Below are 14451 nucleotides of genomic sequence, written 5' to 3'. Positions count from 1 at the left end.
TGATGCCCCGCCAACGGGGCTGCTGAGCACGGACGCGTACCGAATCCGAGGCCCCGGGACGGGGCCTCGACGTGTTGTGCGGACCGGGCCTCGGTACCCGGTTGGAGGACCGATGAGCGCACCACGTCACTACATCACCACGACCATCCCATACGTCAACGCGCGCCCGCACCTGGGCTTCGCCCTGGAGCTCGTTCAGGCAGACACGCTGGCCCGCCACCGGCGCCACCGAGGCGATCACGTCCGGCTGCTCAGCGGAACCGACGACAACTCCCTGAAGAACGTCCTGGCCGCCGAAGCCGAGGGTGTCGACGTGCAGTCGCTGGTCGACCGCAACGCGAATGCGTTCGCTGCCCTGCGCGGCCCGCTGGCTCTGTCGCTCGACGACTTCATACGCACCAGCAGCGACCCCCGCCACCGCGTCGGGGTGGAACGGCTGTGGCGCCAGTGCGCCGCGGCGGGCGACCTGTACCGCAAGGAGTACGAGGGCCTGTACTGCGTCGGCTGTGAGCAGTTCTACACCCTGGACGAACTGGTCGACGGGCGGTGCGCCGAGCACGGCACCGAGCCTCAGCACGTGGCGGAGGAGAACTGGTTCTTCCGGCTGTCCCGCTACGCCGACCGGCTTCACGAGCTGATCTCGGACGGCAGCCTGCGCATCGAGCCTGCGGCCCGCCGCAACGAGGTCCTCGCCCTGATCGCCGGCGGCCTGCACGACTTCTCCATCTCCCGCTCCCACAGCCGCGCCCGGGGCTGGGGCATCCCCGTGCCCGACGACCCCAGCCAGGTCGTCTATGTGTGGTGGGACGCGCTGGGCAATTACGTGACCAGCCTCGGCTACGGCAGTGGCGACGTCGCGTACGACGAGTGGTGGGTGGCCAGCGAGCGCCGCGTCCACCTGGTCGGTAAGGGAGTGGTGCGCTTCCACGCCGTGTACTGGCCGGCCATGCTGCTGTCGGCCGGACTGCCGCTGCCCACCGACATCCTGGTACACGACTACCTCACCGTCGGCGGCCGCAAGATCAGTAAGTCCGGCGGGACCACCTTCGACCCGGTCTCCCTGGCCGCGGTCTATGGCACCGACGCGGTGCGCTGGTGGCTGCTGCGCGACGTTCCTCGGGTCGGGGACGCCGACTTCACCCCGGACCGGCTGATCGCGCGTGCCGACGCGGACTTCGCCGGAGGGCTCGGCAACCTGGTCCACCGCATCGTGACGATGGTCCACCGCTACCGAAGCGGTGCGGTTCCCTCTCCCGATGCCGGTCAGCCTGCTGTGGCGGCGCTGGTGGACGTGTGCCAGAAGGCTCCCGGCCTGATCGATGCCGCTCTGGCCGACTTCGACTTCCGCAGGGCCATCAGTGCGGCCTGGGGCATTGTGGAGGAGGCCAACCGCTGTATCGACACCGCGCGGCCCTGGGAGTTGGCCCGAGCGGAGCGGCAGGGCGAGGACGTGGCAACCAGTCAACTCGACGCGGTGCTCGCCACGCTGGTCACCGCGTGCCGCGTCCTCGCCGACGAACTACGGCCCTTCATCCCCGATGCCGCCGCACGGATCGCACAGCAGGTGACGCCGGTCGACGGGAGTCTGCCGACCGCCCACCCGCTCTTCCCCCGCCTCCAGGAACACACGCAGCACGCGTGACACCTGCACCAGTTCCGCCGACTGGCTACGCATCCGTCCTGCTTCAGGGGCTGCCCCGAAAGGGGCGTCCGCTGCTGCGGCCGGCGGTAAGGCCGGGCCAGACGGCGGAACATGAGGGCGGGCAAGGCCAGTAAGGTCGAACATCCACCCGCAGGGGAGGTCACCTATGACGGCCCAAACCGTGGTCCGGCGGGGTATGCGCCTGGGTGCGTGGATCGGGGCATGGCCCGCGGGAATCATCGGCTCTGGGTGTCTTGTGGGTGCGTTCGTCTTCATGGTCGGGAGCCAATGGGGAACCGCGCGGGCTCTGGTCACTGTGGGCGCCCTCGCCGTACTCGGCAGCATGGCGGTAGGCCTCGTGCTGGGCACCGCCACCGGGTTCATGCTGGCGATCGTGCCCCGTCGGCTGCTCACACGCCCGTTGCTGCGGGGGCTGCTCGCGGCGCTCACCGCGGGCCTGCCGCTTGTGGTGCTGTCCGTCGCTTTCCTGGTCGGAGACGGCTACTCCCTTGCGAGCTACCCTCCTTCGGTTCACCTCCTCATGTGGTCCGTGTCGCTGGCGGTTGCTCTGGTGGTGGCCGCGCGCAGTGGAGACATCGCCGACTGCAGCACCGGGGCCTCCCGGGCGAACCACCGCTGACCAATTTCGGATCGATAAGGGTCAGCGCCGCAGGCGAGGACGAGTCGTCCAGCACCTGCAGTAGCTGGGCTGTCGCGATTACCAGCGGCGGGACCAACTCACCCCCGGCTTGCGCCAGTTCCTCGATGTCGGGGATTCCGTGTATCGCGGGCGTATCGAAAATCGCATACGCCACCGCAACGACCCTCCGTCTCCAATGGGGGCATGAACCACAACGCATCCCTGCCTGCATCGCCCCGCCGCACGCGCAGGATCGTGTTCCTCAGCCTGGCGATCCTCTGCATGGCGAGCGCCGCTTTCGTCCCGCGGCGGATGCTCATGATGTCCGCTCCGAGGTGCATGGCCGGGCGGTGGCACGGCTGCTTCGATACGTTCAACGGTGTGGTGCTCATGACGTTGGTCGCGCTGCCGTTGGCCGCGCTGGTGGTGTGGGCTCTGGCGCTCCGTCGGCGTGCCGCCGGCGTCACGTGGGCGTGGCGGATGTCGCTGGCCGAGGTGGGCATGGTCCACGGGACGGTGCCGTTCCTATGGCTGACCATGATGCCGGGTGCCGGGGCCGGCATCGTCCCCGCCCGGGTGAGCCTGGTACCGCTGCGGGACCTGGTCACGATGGGGCCGCTCGGGATCGTCGGCAACCTGCTGGTCTTCGCGTCGCTGGGGTTCTTCGCCCCGATGCGGTTCGCGGCGCTGGCGTCCGTGCCGCGGATCCTGGCCCTCGGGACGGGCTGCTCGGTCCTGGTCGAAACCGCACAGTACGTCCTGCAGCTGGACCGGGTGTCCTCCGTGGACGACGTACTGGTCAACGCCGCCGGTGCCGTGCTGGCCGCGCTGGCGTCGCGCCGCTGGTGGCGCACTACGGCGGAGGCGCCGTCGGACCAGCCTCGCCCCGCGCCGGCACCGGCAGGCTGAGTCGCGTGTCCCGTGTGCACACGTCTTTGCATACGTCGGCGATAAGTTGTGCCGCTTAGGCTTCTGACATGCGCGTACTGATCGTGGAGGACGAGCCCTACCTGGCCGAAGCCGTCCGTGACGGTCTGCGGCTGGAGGCGATCGCCGCCGACATCGCCGGCGACGGCGAGTCCGCCCTGGAACTGCTCAGCGTCAACTCCTACGACCTCGCGGTCCTCGACCGCGACATCCCCGGCCCCTCCGGCGACGAGATCGCCCGGCGCATCGTCGCCTCCGGCAGCGGCGTCCCGATCCTCATGCTCACCGCTGCCGACCGGATCGACGACAAGGCTTCCGGGTTCGAACTCGGCGCCGACGACTACCTCACCAAACCGTTCGACCTTCGAGAGCTCGTCATGCGGCTGAGGGCACTCGACCGCAGACGCGCGTACGCCCGGCCCCCGGTCCGCGAGATCGCGGGCCTGCGACTGGACCCCTTCCGCCGGGAGGTCTTCCGCGACGGACGCTACGTCGCGCTCACCCGCAAACAGTTCGCCGTGCTGGAAGTCCTCGTCGCCGCCGAGGGCGGTGTCGTCAGCGCCGAAGAGCTGCTGGAACGGGCCTGGGACGAGAATGCCGACCCGCTCACCAACGCCGTGCGCATCACCGTCTCCGCCCTGCGCAAACGGCTCGGCGAACCAAGGCTCATCGCCACGGTGCCCGGCGTCGGCTACCGGATCGACACCGGTACGGACACCATCGCCCCCGGCAGGGACACCACCGACCCCGGCAGTACGCATGCATAGACGCCCAGGGCTCAGCGCCCGACTGAAACTCGCCCTCAGCTACGCCGGGTTCCTTGCCGTTGCCGGCGCTCTCCTGCTGGCCGTCGTGTGGGTGTTCCTGCTGCGCTACGTACCCGACAACCCCCAAGGCCTTCTCGGGATCTCGCCCAACCGCTACCTCCTTGTGCACACCTTCGCCCCCGCCGCGGCCGTGGCGATGGTCTTCCTGCTCGTGTTCGGCCTCGTCGGGGGATGGATCCTCGCCGGCCGGATGCTCGCACCACTCACACAGATCACGGATGCGGCACGGATGGCCGGGAACGGGTCGCTGTCCCACCGGATCCGCATGAAGGGCCGCCAGGACGAATTCCGTGAACTCTCCGACGCGTTCGACTCGATGCTCGAACAACTCGAGTCCCACGTCGCCGAGCAGCAGAGGTTCGCCGCGAACGCCTCCCACGAACTGCGCACCCCGCTAGCGATCTCGCGGACGCTCCTCGACGTCGCCCGCAAGGACCCCACGCGGGACCGGGCCGAACTCATCGAACGCCTGCACGCTGTCAATACCCGGGCGATCGACCTCACCGAGGCCCTCCTGCTGCTCAGCCGCGGCGACCGCGGAAACTTCACCCGCGAGAGCGTCGACCTCTCCCTCATCGCCGAAGAAGCCGCCGAAACGCTGCTTCCCCTCGCCGAACAGCGCCGGATCACGCTCGACGTCACGGGCGGGGCGGCCCAGACCAGCGGCTCCGCGGAGCTCCTGCTGCGGATGGTGACGAACCTCGTCCAGAACGCGATCGTCCACAACCTCCCCGCCGACAAGAACGGCGGCACCGTGACGGTCCACACCGAGGCGCACGGCGACACAAGCGTGCTGCGGGTCGAGAACACGGGCCGTCGGCTCCCACCGGAACTGGTACCGACCCTCACCGAACCCTTCCAGCGCGGAACGGAACGCGTACGCACCGACGAGCACGCCGGCGTCGGCCTCGGCCTGGCCATCGTGCACAGCATCGTCCGCGCCCACGACGGGACCCTCGACCTCGTCCCCCGCCCCGCCGGCGGTCTCGTCGTCACGGTCCGGCTTCCCGGCACGCCGTAGGCATCGTCCCCGAGCGGGGCCCCCTAGATCGTTGACTGGAAGTTCGGTGCAGGCCAGGGCGACCCCTGGCAGCGATTGGTCAGCGGAGCTTCGAGAGGCTTGTGGGTTCGTTCCGCAGTTACGGAACACTCAACGATCTCGTCCATGGTCGGCGGTCGGGCACCGCGTCGAGCACGCCCTGTCCCGACGGAACAACGGGAAGATCCTGCGGGACTGCCGGCCCAAGGACATCGGCGTCCACCAGGCCACGCTCGGCATCGTCCGACTTCACAACCTCGCCCTCACGGGACAACTCTCGCCCGCATCAGCGCCCCGCCGCAGCGCCGCCAGGTGTTCCGGAGCGTAGACCAGCTCACCGGCGGTGTGAGTGCCGGTGCCGTAGGTGTGGTGGTCGGTCATGGTGCCCCAGAACCTGTCCCGCGGCTGGGCAGGCTCGACGAGCTTGAGGACCATCGCAACGGGGTCCTTCCGCGTGCACAGCGCATTGATCGTTTATCGGCGGCAGGCTGTCCCGGGCCGGGACGACCCACTTCGGCGGATCTGCTGCCCCGCATGGAGCCCGGCGCCGAGTACCGGGCCGTCGCCCCGGGCGGCGGTGGGCCGGACCTATGACCGCCCGGTCCGGCTCACTGCGGTTATGCGGTCCTCGTGTCATCCACTCGCTCGCCCTCCGCCTGGGACGGCTCGGTCCTGGGGACGTCCGGGTGCTGCTCCATGGCCGAACGCTCGGCCGGTTCGTCGCGCTCTCCCTCAGCCTGGGAGGGTGTGTGCGAATACAGCCCCTCGTCGAAATCCGAGGCTCCGGTCTTCATTGTGGGCCTCCCTTGGTCGCTCACCTCCCATGTTCCACCCTCGACCGCAGCAAGGGCGAGGGCAGCCGGCGACGAAAACGACCTTTGAGGCTGCGCGACGCGTGAGTCGCCAGGCAGACGGCAGGGCCGCCTGACGCCTGCCCGCCGTCCCGGCAACCGTGCGATGCAAGGGGAGCAAGGACGCAACGGCGAACAGGGTGAACAGGCCGACCAGAGTGATGGGCAACAGACGCCGCAGCCTCGCAGGATCATCCTGCAGCCAGTGCCGGTTGCCCCACCAGTCCGCGCAGACGTCCATCACCAGCACGGCATTTGCCAGCCAGCCCCCTTCGCTCCGCACGAGTGCCACCAGCACTGCAAGCAGCAGACCGAGGATCGCCAAGCTGACGAAGAACACGTGCAGGGGGGCCTGAGAATCCGATCAAGTGCACCGCGAGAACTTTCACGCCGACGCTGTCCCAAAGCCGATGGCGACGCCTGCTTGACGTCCTCCCCATCGACTCCGGGCCGGCGACACCGGCTCGTCGAGTTACGGGATCTCCTGCTCGGACCAGATGACCTTTCCTCCAGCCGTGTACCGAGCACCCCAACGGTGGGAGAGCTGGGCCACCAGGAAGAGGCCGCGGCCGCCTTCGTCCATGCTCCGGGCATGCCTCAGCCGAGGTGCGGTGCTGCTGGCGTCGGCGACCTCGCAGGTCAACCGGGCGTCGCGAAGCAGTCGTAGCCGTATAGGCGGTGCGGCGTAGCGAATCGCGTTCGTGACCAGCTCGCTCACGATGAGCTCGGTCGTCATGGCCAGTTCCCCAAGACCCCAGGCTTCCACCTGGCGAGTCGCCTGGGCTCGGAGTTCACCGACGGCGGCCGGGACCAACGGCACGTCCCACGAGACGACGTGGTCGGCGCCCAGGGCGTGCGTGCGGGTCAGGAGCAGGGCGATGTCGTCGGGTTGAGGCGTGGGCACCAGCTGCTGCACCGCTGACGTACACAGTGTTCCGAGGTCGGATTCGGACTGGGACAGCACGTCGCCCAGCCGGGACATGCCCAGCTCCATGTCGTAATCGGTTCCCTGGATGAGACCGTCGGTGTAGAGACCGAACAGGCTGTTCTCGGCGAGCTCGATCTCGGTGGCTTCGAACGCCATCCCTCCCAGCCCGAGCGGAGGTCCGGCGGGGGGCTCCGGGAAGTGGACGTGCCCGTCGGGGTCGACGACGACAGGGGGCGGATGTCCGGCCCGGGCCATCGTGCAACGCCTCGTGACCGGATCGTAGACGGCGTACAGGCAGGTTGCTCCGAGGAAGGTGGCCGTACTCTTGCCGGCCGCCTCGCCACCGGCCTCCTCCTCGCTCAGCCGAAGCACGAGGTCGTCGAGGTGAGCCAGCAATTCGTCGGGAGGCATCTCCATGTCGGCGAGGGTCTGGACCGCCGTACGCAGTCGGCCCATGGTCGCCGCCGCGGTGATGCCGTGGCCGACCACATCACCGACGACGAGGCCCACCCGGGCGCCGGACAGAGGGATCACGTCGAACCAGTCGCCGCCGACCCCGCCTGTCGCGTCCGCCGGCAGATAGGAGGAAGCCACCTCCAGTGCTGTTCCGCCTGTCAGGGCCTGGGGCAGCAGACTTCGCTGAAGGGTGACTGCTGCCGTGTGTTCCCGGGTGTAGCGGCGAGCGTTGTCGACGCACAGCGCTGCTCGCGCCACGAGCTCGCGGGCCAACAGGACATCGTCCGGCTGAAACGAGATGGGATTGAGCGACCGTGCGAACGTAGTGAGGCCGAGGGCGGTGTTGCGCGCCCGCATCGGCACGGAGATGAGGGAGTGCATTCCGAACTCGCGGATGCTTGCCACCCTGGCGGGCTGTTCCGCAACCCACAGGACGTCGTCCGGGTCGAGGACCGGGATGAGGATCGGTTCGCCGTTGATGAGCAGGTCCACGCCGTGCGGCGGAGGAAGGAAGTACACCCTGTCCCCGATCCGTGCCACTGCCTCTGGGCAGCCCTTTCGCACTGAGCTCAATCCGGCGCGGCGCATCACCGGCTTGGCGGGCGCCGGTCCCGCGTCGGTCAGCCACGTTCCGTGTCCCTCGGTGCTGAGGACAGCCTCCAGGAGATCAACGATGACGAAGTCCGCGAAGCGGGGAACAGCGAAGTCGGCGAGCTCCTGAGCAGTCCGCATCACATCGAGCGACCTGCCGATGCTGGCCCCGGCTTCGTTGACCAGTGTCAGGAGCTGGCGGGCGTTCCACCGCTCGGTGACGTCCTGGACCATGTAGCAGACCCCGGTGATGGAGTTGGCGGCGTCCACCAGGGGGAAGAAGGAAGTGGAGTAGGCGTGTTGGCGGTGCGGATCGGCCCAACTCCATCCCGCGTACTCGTAGTCGGTCACCGGGACTCCGGTCTCCACGACCTTGTGCATCAGTCCCTCGATGGTGTCCGCCCGCAGCCCTGGCAACAGCTCGCTCAGACGACGCCCCAGCCGCTGCTCGCGGGGCACTCCGCCGAAGCGTTCCAGGGTGTCGTTCAGCCATACGTAGCGCAGCTGCAGGTCCATGACCGCCATGCCGACCGGCGAGCGAGTCAGGAAGCCGTCGAGGACGGACTGGCCCACGGTCCATTGTGGCCTCAGCTCCCGTGCCGAGATCAGAAAACACTCGTCTCCGCCGAGGCGGAAGGACGCGGACACCCGCAGGTCGACTTCGATACGGTCGCCGTCGCGGTGCCGTACGGGGATGAGACCGCTCCACCCCATTCCGGCGCGGCAGCGTTCCGCGACGCCGGCCACGCGTGCCGGATCCCCGGGCATCGCCAGCAGACCGGCGGCGGAGCTGCCCACCACCTCGGGCGCGGGGTAGCCAAGAAGTGCTTCGGCGCCCCTTGTCCAGCCGACCACGATGCCGTCTGCGGACACCACCGCTGCCGCGTCGGTGGACGCGTCGAGGAAGTCGCCCGGTCCTGCGGGCGTGGGCGCATCGAAGCCTTTTCGCACAGAATCCATCGATCCCATCCTCTACACGACCATGTTCCTGCTTGTCCGGCCGATGTGCACGGCCCCGGCGGGCTGCGGGTGACCGGCTGGCCTTGGCCGATGCCCGCACACGTCCGCGCATACGCATCCGCATGCACTCAAGGGACCCTCGACCGGCCCGAGACAAACCAGGCAGAGCCCGAGCCGTAGCGGATCACAGGCGAAGGGCCCTCACCGGCGAGCAGCAGCGGTTCGGCCACGCGGGAGTCGCCGGGCAGCGTCGCGCCCACTTACGTCAGCTTGGACATGCCAGCGCGCTGCCGTTACGCAAGGCAAGAGGCAGCATGGAAGCACGGGTATTCAGAACCCGAGCGTGCGGCTTTGCCGACGGAGGCCGGCATGACCTGCCGGCTGGTGGAGGAGGATCTGGGATGACAGCCGAATCCTTCCCGTCCAGCGCTGACGAGTCGGGCAACGAGCCGCCCCGGCGGATCGGTCTGCTGGATGTGCTGAGCGTTGCCGCGGTGGTCCTGGACACCAGGGGGCGCATCGTGTTCTGGACCCCGCAGGCCGAGGAGCTCTTCGGCTACACCGCGGAAGAGGCCCTGGGCGAGTACGCAGCGCGACTGTTCATACACCCGGAGCACCTGCAGGCCGTCCAGAGTCTGTTCGCGGAGGTGATGGCGACCGGCCGGAGCTGGGCCGGCGCCTTCCCCATCCGGCACAAGGACGGCAGCACCCGCCTGATGGAGTTCCGCAACATGCGGCTGCTGGACGATCTCGGGGATGTCTACGCCCTCGGCATCGCGGCCGACCACAACCTGCTCCAGCGCGTCGAGACCGACCTGGCCCTGTCCGAGCGGCTGATCAACCAATCCCCGATCGGCCTCGCCCTCATGGACCCCAACCTGCGCTATCTCCTGGTCAATCCCGCACTGGAGCGCATCGACGGCATACCCGCCGAAGACCACATCGGCCGCCACCTGAGAGAGACCCTGCCCTTCACTGACGTCGACACCATCGAGTCCGCCCTGCGCCAGGTACTCACCACCGGCACCCCCCTGCTCGACCAGTACCACGTGGGCCGCCCCCCGGCCGACCCCGACCACGACCACGCCTGGTCCCTCTCCTTCTACCGGCTGGAGGACCCGGGCGGACGAGTCCTGGGCGCCGCCACCTCGGTCGTCGACGTCACCGAACGGCACCGCGCAGCCATCGAGGCCGACCGGGCCCGGCGCCGCCTGGCCCTCATCGCCGACGCCTCCACCCGCGTCGGTACCACACTGGAAGTGGAGCAGACCGCCCACGAACTGGCCGAGATCGCCACCCCCGAACTCGCCGACGTGGTCGCCGTGGACATTCTCGACTCCGCCCTCGCTTGCCGCCGCTCGCGCAAACCTGACAACGGCCCGGAACTCTTCCGTGCGATCGCCCTCAAAGCGGCCCATCCCACCGTGGCCCTGAACGCCGCCGACGCTCCCGGTGACCTCGCCGCCTACGACGGCGACCGCCTGGTCACCCTGTGCGTCCACACCGGCCGACCGGTCCTGGTACGCCACGTCGGCGACCACGACCTGCGGCGCATCGCCCGCGATGACGAGGCCACCACGCTCCTGGCCCGCGCCGGCGTCCACTCCTATCTCGCCGTGCCGCTCATCGCCCACGGCGAGGTGCTCGGCGCCCTCGACCTCAAGCGCACCCGCAACCCGATCCCGTTCGACGACGACGATGTCGTCCTGGCCACTGAGCTCGCCAGCCGCGCCGCCGTGGCCATCGACAACGCCCGCTGGTTCCAGAGCGTGCGCAACACCGCCCTCACCCTCCAGCGCAGCCTGCTGCCCGACCACCCGCCGCACCAGACAGGCCTGGAACTCGCCTCCCGCTACCAGCCTGCCCAGGCCACCAGCGAGGTCGGCGGCGACTGGTACGACGTCATCCCGCTGACCGACGACAAGACCGCGCTGGTCGTCGGCGACGTCATGGGCAACGGCATCGACGCCGCCGCCACCATGGGCCGGCTGCGCACCGCCACCTGCGCGTACGCAGACCTCGACCTAGCCCCGGACGCAGTGCTCCAGCACCTCGACAAGATCACCTGCGACCTGGAGCACTACATCGTCACCTGCCTCTACGCCGTGTACGACCCCCGCACAAGGCAGTGCCGCATCGCCAACGCAGGACACATGCCACCCGCCCTGGCCCGCCCCGGCCAGGCCCCCGCACTGCTCGACCTGCCCGCCGGAGCCCCGCTCGGCGTCGGCGGCATCACCTTCGAGACCACGACGCTGGACCTCGGCCCCGGCGACCTGCTGGTCCTCTACACCGACGGCCTTGTCGAGACGCGGCAACACCCCATCGACGACCGCCTGAACGTGCTCCTCAGCTTCCTCGACGAACCCCAACGGCCACTCGAAGAAACCTGCGACCTCCTGCTGTACGGCCTGCGCCACCCCGACGACCACGACGACGTCGCCCTCCTCGTGGCCCGGACCCTCTAGGTCCCCCTCCCCTGCTGCGCATGGAACCGCCACGTTCTGCACAACGCCGCCAACACGCCTCAGGCCTAGGCCCGTTCACCGCTCGTGGCTCCACCGATTCGAGCACCTCCAGCCTGGCTGACGACACGTCAATCCAGTCTGTTCCGTGCCGCGCCCCGTGGCCGCCGTACGGAGTGACGGCGCCCCCGACAGTGATCTGTCCTCCGCTGTCGGGGAGTTCCTCACCGCGCATCTGTCCGGGACTGCTACCCGGCGCCGGGGTGAAGCTGTCGCCGTCTCTCCCACCCGCCGCACCACGCTCTTCCTACAGCAACTGGACGCCGTCGACAGGCGGATGTCACTGCAGGCGGCCGGCGAGCGTGAGGGCGAGCGGGCCGGTAGGGAGTATGAACTCGCCGTCGGCCGCTGCGCTCATGACGTCGGCCCTCGCGTGTCAGGCGCCGGTCTCAACGAAAGCAGCGCTGATGCCCGATGGGCTGGGTCCTCGTGCCGTTCCCGCCGCCACGCGAGGTGCCCTCATGGCCTGGCCCCTTCCACGTTGGCCCATACGAATGATTCACCGGCGCCGCCGGGTGAACGATGAGACTTGCGCCCCGCGCCGACGGCAGCCGGCCGCTCGCGACCATTAGCGTCGCCTCTTGTGTCGATGAGTCATGCCTTTGTGAACCTGAAACCCGGAGTGGGAAAAACGACCAGCGCGGTCTGGTTGGCTCACGCGCTTCACGAATCGGGCTTCTCACCGCTGCTCGTGGACAGCGACCCCGCGTCCTCCGCGCTGCGTTGGAGCGAGCTGGCAGGTGGCTTCCCGTTTCCTGTGATCGCCCTCCCGGTGGGCGACGTGCACCGGCGCGTCAACGACTTCCTCGGCAACAGACAGGCCGTCGTGTTCGACGCCCCGCAGCTGGAGGACCACGCCCACATCGCCCGGAGCATCATGCGGTACGCGAGCGAGTGGATCGTGCCGGTGACCCCGGCCCCCATCGAGCTGGATCGCATGGCACCCATCGGGCGCGAGATGGGCGACGTGCAGTCCCTGCGTGCCCAGCCGGCCCGCGCCGCTGTCCTGCTGAACCGCACAAATCGCCCCGAGGCCACGCGCACCGGTCCCGATTCCGACGCCCGCGACGCTCTCACCGAGCGAGGCTTCGACGTGTTGTCCACCCATATCCCACGGCTCGACTTGTACTCCCAGTCGTTCGGCAGCCCGGTCGAGGTCAAAGGCTCGGCGTACATGGACCTCGCAGACGAACTCATCAAGCGTCAGGACACGATGTGAATCAGCGCAAGGACACCTACCGAGCCGCGTTGCAGCGCGAACCGGACGTCGCCGCACCCCGCCACACCAAGGTCACTCAGCTGCACACCCGATACGTCCGAGTGACCATCGAGCTCGACCCCGCCTGGCCACGCGACCTCACCCGGTGGGTGAGACCACCTGTGTCCGCGCTCCTCCGCGCCGCCGCCGCTGCACTGCGCCCCTGAGAGGACACAAACAGCCCGGCTCAACGCCGCCGTACAGCGCACCGGACATGACCCGCACCAAGAGCACGGTCACCTCCGGCGGGTCCGCGAGCAGCACCGTCGGCCTCTCGGGGACTACTCCCGGAGCAGCAAGATCCTGCACCTGCATACGGGGCTCGCAGGAATCGGACTCCCGGATGGTGATTTCGTGGTGGGCAGAAGTCAGTCCTCGGGGCAGCACGAAAACCGTTGGGGCAGCGTTCCTCCGGGCAGCCTCAGGGGCGTCGCGGGGATTTCTTGGTCCACGACGTCCGTACTCGCCGAACGACCGCATCCATGGGCTCGATCATCCGGCATGACACCGCGTCGGAGCCATGAAGTCATGCCGGGCAGGGCGCGCACCGGCAGGCCCAACTCGCCTCGGATCCTGCTGTCACCGCGAGGTTAGGCTGCTCCCATTCGTTCGAGGAGAGCACATGCCCGACAGGCCACACGCGGATGAGGCCCTTGGCCTTCTGCGTGGAGGGCTGGAGGCCAGGCGATCGCCGATCAGTGAGTCGACCGCCCAGGACGTCTGGCTGGGCTTTCTGCGCTTCGGGCGTCAGCGTTTCGACACGGCACTCACGCCTGAGTCGGACGGGTTGCTGTTTCAGTACGGCACGTACGCCTTCGGCGGACCGCCCATGTTCACCCTCGACTTCACCCGGCAGTTCGACATCAACGATGACGACGCCGAGCACGACCACTACCTACAAGTCCACTGTGAGCTCACCTACCCGCCAGACCCGGCCCTTCACGAACTCGGCAGCTTCAACTCCTGGTTCTTCCATGACGCCGGTGAGGACCTCGATCAATGGGCGGAGAGTCTGGGCTGCCGCGTAGAACGTCTCCGTGGCCGTAAGCCCGCCGCCATCCGCCTCTACGAAGAGCCGGTTTAGGCCGACAAGGCAACACACCGGTGCCGGCATCGTCCGCATCCGAGGTCTCGGGCACTGATGGTCATCCTGGTCGACGACATCACCCACCGGAGACAAGCTCGGCCAGGTGGTGCAGCGAGTTGGTGAGATGTTCAGGGCCGAACGGCGGGAACTGGATGCCGCGCTCGCGGATGAACTGTGGCACCGCCGACCAGTCGTAGGTGAGCGTGACCTCAGTCTCGGACGGACCGAGCGGCGCAAGGTCGTAGCGCCAGATCCAGCCGCCGAACTCCAGGTGACCGTCGCCCTTCTCCTGTCCCGTCAGCCAGCCGATGGCGCGCGGCGGGTCGAGTACCTGGACCTTGTTGACCACCTGGTAGTCACCGTTGGGATGGTTGGCGTGATACATGTCCATCCGGAAAATCTGCCCCACCTCGGTCAGCGGCGCCCTGTCGACAGATTCCTGAACCCAGCCGGTGCCATCGATCGCGGAATGGGCCGTCGGGTCCGCCAGCACCGCAAACACCTTCTCGGCGGGCGCGGCGACCGTCAGGGTGGCGCTCACGTTCTCCTGGTCCACGGTGTGCACGCTCCTTGTCATCTCGTCTCGGGCCTCCCGCAGGCGCGGAGGGGGACGTTCCCAACATGCAGACGACGTGGCGAGGCGGAACTCATCGGTCGTGTGGGCGGAACCCGCACCCGTGCCACCCATGGTGGGGTTGTAGGGGTCAAGTTTTGAGGGCT

The 14451-nt window shown here is 68.6% G+C and carries 12 protein-coding genes and 1 pseudogene; 10 read left to right on the top strand and 3 right to left on the bottom strand.

The window, feature by feature from the left end; all coding sequences use genetic code 11:
• Positions 1-112: 112 nt before the first annotated feature.
• The 6 genes and pseudogenes from metG to AB5J50_RS48500 all read left to right on the top strand — a co-directional run.
• Positions 113-1642 (top strand): methionine--tRNA ligase, encoded by a 1530-nt coding sequence (metG, locus tag AB5J50_RS48525; protein WP_369264912.1) that lies wholly within the window; start codon positions 113-115, stop codon positions 1640-1642.
• A gap of 274 nt (positions 1643-1916) precedes the next feature.
• Positions 1917-2282 carry a hypothetical protein gene (locus tag AB5J50_RS48520; protein WP_369264911.1) on the top strand — a complete coding sequence of 122 codons (366 nt, stop codon included), beginning with the start codon at positions 1917-1919 and terminating at the stop codon, positions 2280-2282.
• A 204-nt stretch (positions 2283-2486) separates the two neighbouring features.
• Positions 2487-3191 (top strand): VanZ family protein, encoded by a 705-nt coding sequence (locus AB5J50_RS48515; RefSeq protein WP_369264910.1) that lies wholly within the window; start codon positions 2487-2489, stop codon positions 3189-3191.
• A gap of 68 nt (positions 3192-3259) precedes the next feature.
• Positions 3260-3976, top strand: a complete 717-nt coding sequence (locus tag AB5J50_RS48510) for a response regulator transcription factor (RefSeq protein ID WP_369264909.1) — start codon at positions 3260-3262, stop codon at positions 3974-3976.
• Positions 3969-5057: a sensor histidine kinase gene (locus AB5J50_RS48505; protein WP_369264908.1), complete on the top strand. Its 1089-nt coding sequence runs from the start codon at positions 3969-3971 to the stop codon at positions 5055-5057. The genes AB5J50_RS48510 and AB5J50_RS48505 overlap by 8 nt, the downstream gene beginning before the upstream one ends.
• 163 nt (positions 5058-5220) lie before the next feature.
• Positions 5221-5403: pseudogene (locus AB5J50_RS48500) on the top strand (hypothetical protein); the annotation flags it as partial.
• Here AB5J50_RS48500 and AB5J50_RS48495 read toward each other — a convergent pair.
• Together AB5J50_RS48495 and AB5J50_RS48490 are read right to left on the bottom strand one after the other, a co-directional pair.
• The gene (locus AB5J50_RS48495) at positions 5325-5510 is read right to left on the bottom strand and encodes a hypothetical protein (RefSeq protein WP_369265772.1); all 186 of its coding nucleotides are present in this window, start codon (positions 5508-5510) and stop codon (positions 5325-5327) included. The pseudogene AB5J50_RS48500 and the gene AB5J50_RS48495 sit on opposite strands and share 79 nt — an antisense overlap.
• An 888-nt stretch (positions 5511-6398) precedes the next feature.
• Positions 6399-8861 (bottom strand): SpoIIE family protein phosphatase, encoded by a 2463-nt coding sequence (locus tag AB5J50_RS48490; protein WP_369264907.1) that lies wholly within the window; start codon positions 8859-8861, stop codon positions 6399-6401.
• Between the two features lie 401 nt (positions 8862-9262).
• Between AB5J50_RS48490 and AB5J50_RS48485 the strand changes: the two genes are divergently transcribed.
• The 4 genes from AB5J50_RS48485 (at position 9263) to AB5J50_RS48470 (ending at position 13728) form a co-directional block, all read left to right on the top strand.
• The gene (locus AB5J50_RS48485; RefSeq protein ID WP_369264906.1) at positions 9263-11329 is read left to right on the top strand and encodes a SpoIIE family protein phosphatase; all 2067 of its coding nucleotides are present in this window, start codon (positions 9263-9265) and stop codon (positions 11327-11329) included.
• Positions 11330-11975: 646 nt separating this feature from the next.
• A complete protein-coding gene (locus tag AB5J50_RS48480) occupies positions 11976-12605 on the top strand; it encodes an AAA family ATPase (protein WP_369264905.1) in 630 nt (209 codons plus the stop codon).
• Positions 12602-12811, top strand: coding sequence for a hypothetical protein (locus AB5J50_RS48475; RefSeq protein WP_327434391.1), 210 nt, complete (start codon positions 12602-12604; stop codon positions 12809-12811). Before AB5J50_RS48480 ends, AB5J50_RS48475 begins: the two co-directional genes overlap by 4 nt.
• Positions 12812-13266: 455 nt before the next feature.
• Entirely contained in the window at positions 13267-13728 is a 462-nt protein-coding gene (locus tag AB5J50_RS48470) for a hypothetical protein (protein ID WP_369264904.1), read from the top strand.
• Positions 13729-13807: 79 nt separating this feature from the next.
• Here the strand turns inward: AB5J50_RS48470 and AB5J50_RS48465 are convergent, their stop codons facing one another.
• Positions 13808-14287, bottom strand: coding sequence for an SRPBCC family protein (locus AB5J50_RS48465; RefSeq protein WP_369264903.1), 480 nt, complete (start codon positions 14285-14287; stop codon positions 13808-13810).
• Positions 14288-14451 lie beyond the last annotated feature (164 nt).

The organism is Streptomyces sp. R35 (assembly GCF_041053035.1).
Lineage (GTDB): Bacteria > Actinomycetota > Actinomycetes > Streptomycetales > Streptomycetaceae > Streptomyces > Streptomyces lutosisoli.
The sequence above is the reverse complement of the archived record's forward strand: the minus strand, read 5'-3'. Positions and strand labels throughout refer to the sequence as shown.